Annotated in this window: 4 protein-coding genes; 1 reads left to right on the plus strand and 3 read right to left on the minus strand. The window is 40.5% G+C overall.

All coding sequences use genetic code 11. The features are described 5' to 3' along the window. Window positions 1-121: 121 nt before the first annotated feature. The 3 genes from clpB to rluD all read right to left on the minus strand — a co-directional run bounded on the left by clpB (window position 122) and on the right by rluD (window position 4,503). On the minus strand, window positions 122-2,698 hold the full coding sequence (gene clpB / locus GQR52_RS20015) for an ATP-dependent chaperone ClpB (RefSeq protein ID WP_007581388.1): 2,577 nt from the start codon (window positions 2,696-2,698) through the stop codon (window positions 122-124). A gap of 96 nt (window positions 2,699-2,794) precedes the next feature. Beyond that, window positions 2,795-3,526: a peptidoglycan editing factor PgeF gene (gene pgeF, locus GQR52_RS20020; protein WP_165729576.1), complete on the minus strand. Its 732-nt coding sequence runs from the start codon at window positions 3,524-3,526 to the stop codon at window positions 2,795-2,797. Next, window positions 3,526-4,503 carry a 23S rRNA pseudouridine(1911/1915/1917) synthase RluD gene (rluD, locus tag GQR52_RS20025; RefSeq protein ID WP_165729577.1) on the minus strand — a complete coding sequence of 326 codons (978 nt, stop codon included), beginning with the start codon at window positions 4,501-4,503 and terminating at the stop codon, window positions 3,526-3,528. Before rluD ends, pgeF begins: the two co-directional genes overlap by 1 nt. Window positions 4,504-4,644: 141 nt before the next feature. Between rluD and GQR52_RS20030 the strand changes: the two genes are divergently transcribed. Further along, on the plus strand, window positions 4,645-5,409 hold the full coding sequence (locus tag GQR52_RS20030; RefSeq protein ID WP_007581382.1) for an outer membrane protein assembly factor BamD: 765 nt from the start codon (window positions 4,645-4,647) through the stop codon (window positions 5,407-5,409). Window positions 5,410-5,514 lie beyond the last annotated feature (105 nt).

Genomic DNA, 5,514 nt, shown 5'->3' on the forward strand with positions numbered 1-5,514 from the left:
AGAAAACGGCCCAAAAGTAGGACCGTTCGAATTTCAAAAACTCGGTACACCATTAAGTCAAAACATGCTTAACTGAATGGTGTTAGCTATTTTAGCGGCTTTTGAGTTTAATTATTTACAATTAACGCTTGGAAAATACCAGAGAGTCGTCATTTGCATCAATAACGATCACGCAACCTGGTAAGTAGTCTCCATTGAGTAACTTTTGTGCCAGCGGGTTTTCAATCGTTTGTTGAATAGCACGCTTAAGCGGACGTGCACCGTACACAGGATCAAACCCACTTTCTGCAATTCGCTCAAGAGCAGCATCGCTTATTTCAAGCAGATATCCCATCTCAGTTAAACGCTCACGTAATTTCATTAACTGAATATCAGCTATTTCTTTTATATGCTCGTTTGCTAACGGGTGGAACACGACAGTCTCGTCTATACGGTTAATAAATTCAGGCCTAAACTCATTAATTAATACTTCCATTACTTTAGCTTTAAGGGTCGTGTAATCATTATTACCCGCTTGCTCTTGGATAATATCTGAGCCTAGATTTGAGGTCATGATAATAACGGTATTTTTAAAATCAACGGTTCTACCCTGCCCGTCAGTTAATCGGCCATCATCTAATACTTGCAGTAAAATATTAAACACATCAGGATGCGCCTTTTCTATTTCATCAAGCAATATCACTGAGTAAGGTTTACGACGAACAGCTTCTGTTAAATAACCGCCCTCTTCGTAACCCACGTAACCTGGAGGAGCCCCTACTAGACGTGCGACTGAATGTTTTTCCATAAACTCAGACATGTCGATACGCACCATGGCATCTTCGGTATCAAACATAAAACCAGCCAGTGCTTTTGTCAGCTCGGTTTTACCCACACCAGTTGGACCTAAAAATAAGAAAGAACCAATAGGACGATTAGGATCTGCAAGCCCGGCACGTGAGCGTCGTATTGCGTTAGAAACAGCAACAACCGCTTCATCTTGCCCTATTACTTTACTGTGTAACTTATCTTCCATTTGCAGCAGCTTTTCACGCTCACCTTGTAGCATTCTTGCAACAGGAATTCCTGTCCAGCGAGACAGTATTTCAGCAATTTCATCCTCACCTACTTGGTTTTTAAGCAGGGTCATTTCTTGCATTTCGGCTTGTGAGGCTAAATCAAGTTTTCGTTCAAGTTCTGGAATTCGCCCATATTGCAGCTCTGACATACGCTGTAAATCACTTGCTCTTCGCGCTACATCTAAATCTAATCTTGCTTGTTCAAGCTCGGCTTTAATTACTTGCGTGCCTTGAAGTGATGCTTTTTCAGCATTCCATATCTCGTCTAGCTCACGATATTGCCCATCAAGGTCGGTGATCAACTCTTGCATTTCAGCTCGGCGTTTTTGACTTGCTTCGTCTTTTTCTTTCGCTAGCGCATTATCTTCTAACTTTAGCTGGATGATACGGCGTTCAAGCTTGTCTAACGATTCTGGTTTGGAGTCAATTTGTAATCGAATTGAAGAACCCGCTTCATCTATTAAATCAATCGCTTTATCGGGTAACTGACGGTCACTAATGTAACGATGAGATAACTGCGCCGCAGCAACAATCGCGGGGTCAGTAATTTCTACTGAATGATGTAACTCATATCGCTCTTTTAAGCCACGTAATATTGCAATGGTATCTTCAACAGATGGCTCTTCAATAAGTACCTTTTGGAATCGACGCTCAAGAGCTGCGTCTTTTTCTATATATTTACGGTATTCATCAAGCGTGGTTGCGCCAACACAGTGTAATTCACCGCGTGCTAATGCTGGCTTTAACATATTGCCTGCATCCATGGCACCGTCACTTTTTCCTGCACCTACAATAGTATGTATTTCATCAATAAATAAAATGACTTGGCCTTCTTCTTTAGCCAATTCGTTTAATACTGATTTTAAACGTTCTTCAAATTCGCCACGGTATTTAGCACCTGCAACTAACGCCCCTAAATCAAGTGATAGTACGCGTTTATTTTTTAATCCTTCAGGTACTTCACCATTAATAATACGCTGTGCTAACCCCTCGGCAATTGCTGTTTTACCAACACCTGGTTCACCGATTAATACAGGGTTATTTTTAGTGCGGCGTTGTAGTACCTGAATCGTGCGGCGAATTTCGTCATCGCGACCAATAACGGGGTCAAGCTTACCTTGCTCTGCTCGCTCAGTTAGATCAATCGTGAATTTTTCAAGCGCTTGACGTGTTTCTTCGGCATTTGGGTCATCAACTTTTTGACCGCCGCGAATCGCTTTAATTGCAGTTTCAATTTTAGTCGAGGTAATATTTAACGACCTAAATATATCGCCAAGTGGACCTTTATCATCGCATGCCGCCAGTACAAATAATTCACTTGAAATATATTTGTCTTTGCGTTTTTGCGCGTACTTATCACATAGATTAATAAGTGATGCCATATTGTTTGATAGCTGGACGTCGCCACCTACACCTTCTACTTTAAATAATTTTTCTATTTCTTGTGAAAGCTTGGTGTTGAGTTCGTCAGCGCTGACACCCGTTTGTGCAAATAATGCACGTACACTAGAGCCACTTTGCTTTAGCAATGAATACATTAAATGTACGGGTTCAATAAATTGATGATCGCGACCAAGGGCTAGCGATTGCGCATCAGAAAGCGCAGATTGAAATTTACTTGTAAATCTATCTAAACGCATGGTGTTACCTATTAAATAATCTAATTGCTTAATTAATGGGTATGTTTAGGTATTTGTTCAAGGTGTAGGGGGAAATATAATGATTAAAGATGTGAATTACTTGCGCCAGATCAAACTAGCCATACGTCCAGTTTGTCCATCTCGTCGATAAGAAAAAAATAAGTCACTTTGAGAGACTGTGCAGTAGTCGCCACCCGTAATATTTTTAACGCCTTGCTGGGTAAGTAAAGTACGCGCAATACCATAGATATCAGCAAGATATTTACCATTAGTTTGTAGTGTAAATGCTTGAATAAATAAAGGGGACCTTTTTTGAAATAACTCAAACACTTCAGCCCCAACCTCAAATCGAGTTGGCCCAATTGCAGGCCCTAGCCACGCATTTATATTTTCACACTTTGAGCTAAAACATTCCAAAGTATTTTTAATAATTCCCTGCTCAAGCCCTCGCCAGCCGCCATGTATAGCTGCAACTTCCTTTTCATCATCACTCACTAATAAAATAGGTAAACAATCGGCGGTCATTATAGCCAAAGGCTGATTTAATAACTGAGTATAAAGCGCATCAGCATCGTGTAACTCATCAAAATCAAAATATTCATCAACAATAACAACATTAGAGCTATGAATTTGATTTAGCCACACGGCAGGTTTAGGTAGGAGATTTGTTAATAATGAGCGGTTTTTTGATACATGATTTTGATTATCACCAACATGGAATCCCAAATTAAAACTTTTAAATGGGATTTTTGAAACACCACCTCCACAAGTAGTACTTAACGTTCCTACTTTATGAAGGTTTTGCCATGTCGCTGACAATAAGTGCATTATCTATCGATATCAGGATTAGCTTTGGTATCTTCACGTAATGCGAGTGTCATAGCAACCATATCGTCTGGGATAGGTGCTTGCCATGTCATCATTTCACCCGTAATTGGATGCGCAATACTCAATTTTACAGCATGTAGTGCTTGGCGTCTAAAGCTACGAAGTAACTCAAATAACTCAGGTGTTGCACCTTTAGGTGGACGCGGACGGCCGCCATAAGATTGATCGCCAATTAGCGGATGATTTAAATGTGCCATGTGCACGCGAATTTGATGCGTACGACCTGTTTCTAAGCGCAGGCGTAAACGAGTATGAGCACGGAATTTTTCAGCAACACGGTAATGTGTAATTGCCGCTTTACCCAGTTCATGTACTGCCATATGCGTACGCTGAGTCGGATGGCGGCCAATTGCTTTTTCAACCATACCACCTGCGGTCATAGTACCATTACACAGTGCTTCATATTCACGCGTAAAGTTTTCACGCTTTTGCAGCGCTGTCACTAAATGCGTTTGTGCTGGAATCGTTTTAGCTACAACCATTAAACCGGTCGTGTCTTTATCTAAACGATGCACAATACCCGCGCGTGGTACGTTAATTATTTCAGGGTAGTAATGTAGTAATGCGTTTAGCACTGTTCCATTAGGATTACCCGCACCGGGGTGAACCACTAGGCCCATTGGTTTATTAATTACCAAAATATCATCGTCTTCATAAACAATGTTTAATTTGATATCTTGTGCTTCGTATTCGCGTGGTGCTTCAATTGTTGTTTCAACACTTACAACTTCACCACCTAGTAGCTTTTCGCGTGGAGTGTTGAAAATTTCACCGTCTACGGTGATTTTATCATCCAATATCCACGTTTTTATACGAGAACGTGAATAATCAGGGAACAATTGTGCTAATACTTGGTCTAGACGTTTACCACCTAATTCGGTTGGAACGTCGGCTTGAAGAGAAATTTGCTCTGACATTAGTAACTTTACCCAATTTACCAGTGCAAGCTTTGCTCGACTGGGTTAGAATCGCTTTTAATAAAAGCATAATATAATACGCATAGTTTACTCGGTTTTACCGACTTGGCCTAGCCGAAGACATCGAAGGTAACAAATAAAATGATAAATAAAATAGGGAAACGTGCATTTGCCATTGTTTTTTCAGTTTCTGTACTTAGTTTAGGCGCTTGTTCGTCTGCTCCAGACCAAGAAGACATTCAACGTGTACCGAATAAGTCTGCACACGCTTTATATGAAGATGCAAAAGAAACACTAGATTCTGGTTTATATGCTCGCGCAATTGAACTTTTGAGTGCAATAGATTCTCGCTACCCGTTTGGCCCATTCTCTAAACAAGTACAAATGGACTTAGTGTATGCACATTACCAATCAGGTAATACTGAGCAAGCACTTGCAACCATTGACCGCTTTATTCGCTTAAATCCAAACCATAAAGACCTAGATTACATGTATTACATGCGTGGTTTAGTAAACATTAAAGCAGATAAAAATGCGTTCCAAGAGTACTTTGGTGTAGATAGAGCTGATAGAGATGCAAACCGTACACGTGTTGCATTTACCGATTTATCGACACTAGTAAAACGCTTTCCGAAAAGTGATTACGCGCCTGAAGCTAAGCGTCGTTTAGTATGGCTTTTAAATCGTATGGCACGTTATGAATTAAAAGTAGCCACTTACTATTATGAGCGTGAAGCTTATTTAGCTGCTGCTAATAGAGGTAAGTTTGTTGTTGAGCACTACTCACAAAGCAGTTACTTGGATCCCGCGCTTGAAATGATGGAAAAAAGTTACGACCAATTAGGTTTAACTGAGCTTAGTGAGCACGCAAAGCAAACACGAAGACTAAATAAAAGAACTAAATAAACAAAAAGGCGCTTAGTAAGCTGTCTCTTGATCACAAGTCTGGCTCAAGAGATTTTGCTAAATCGTAGCCTTCCAGGATGGCTTGTAACTTAAGCCATCCTTGCC

This window comes from Pseudoalteromonas sp. 31A1 (assembly GCF_011378815.1).
Classification (GTDB): Bacteria; Pseudomonadota; Gammaproteobacteria; order Enterobacterales; family Alteromonadaceae; genus Pseudoalteromonas; species Pseudoalteromonas arctica.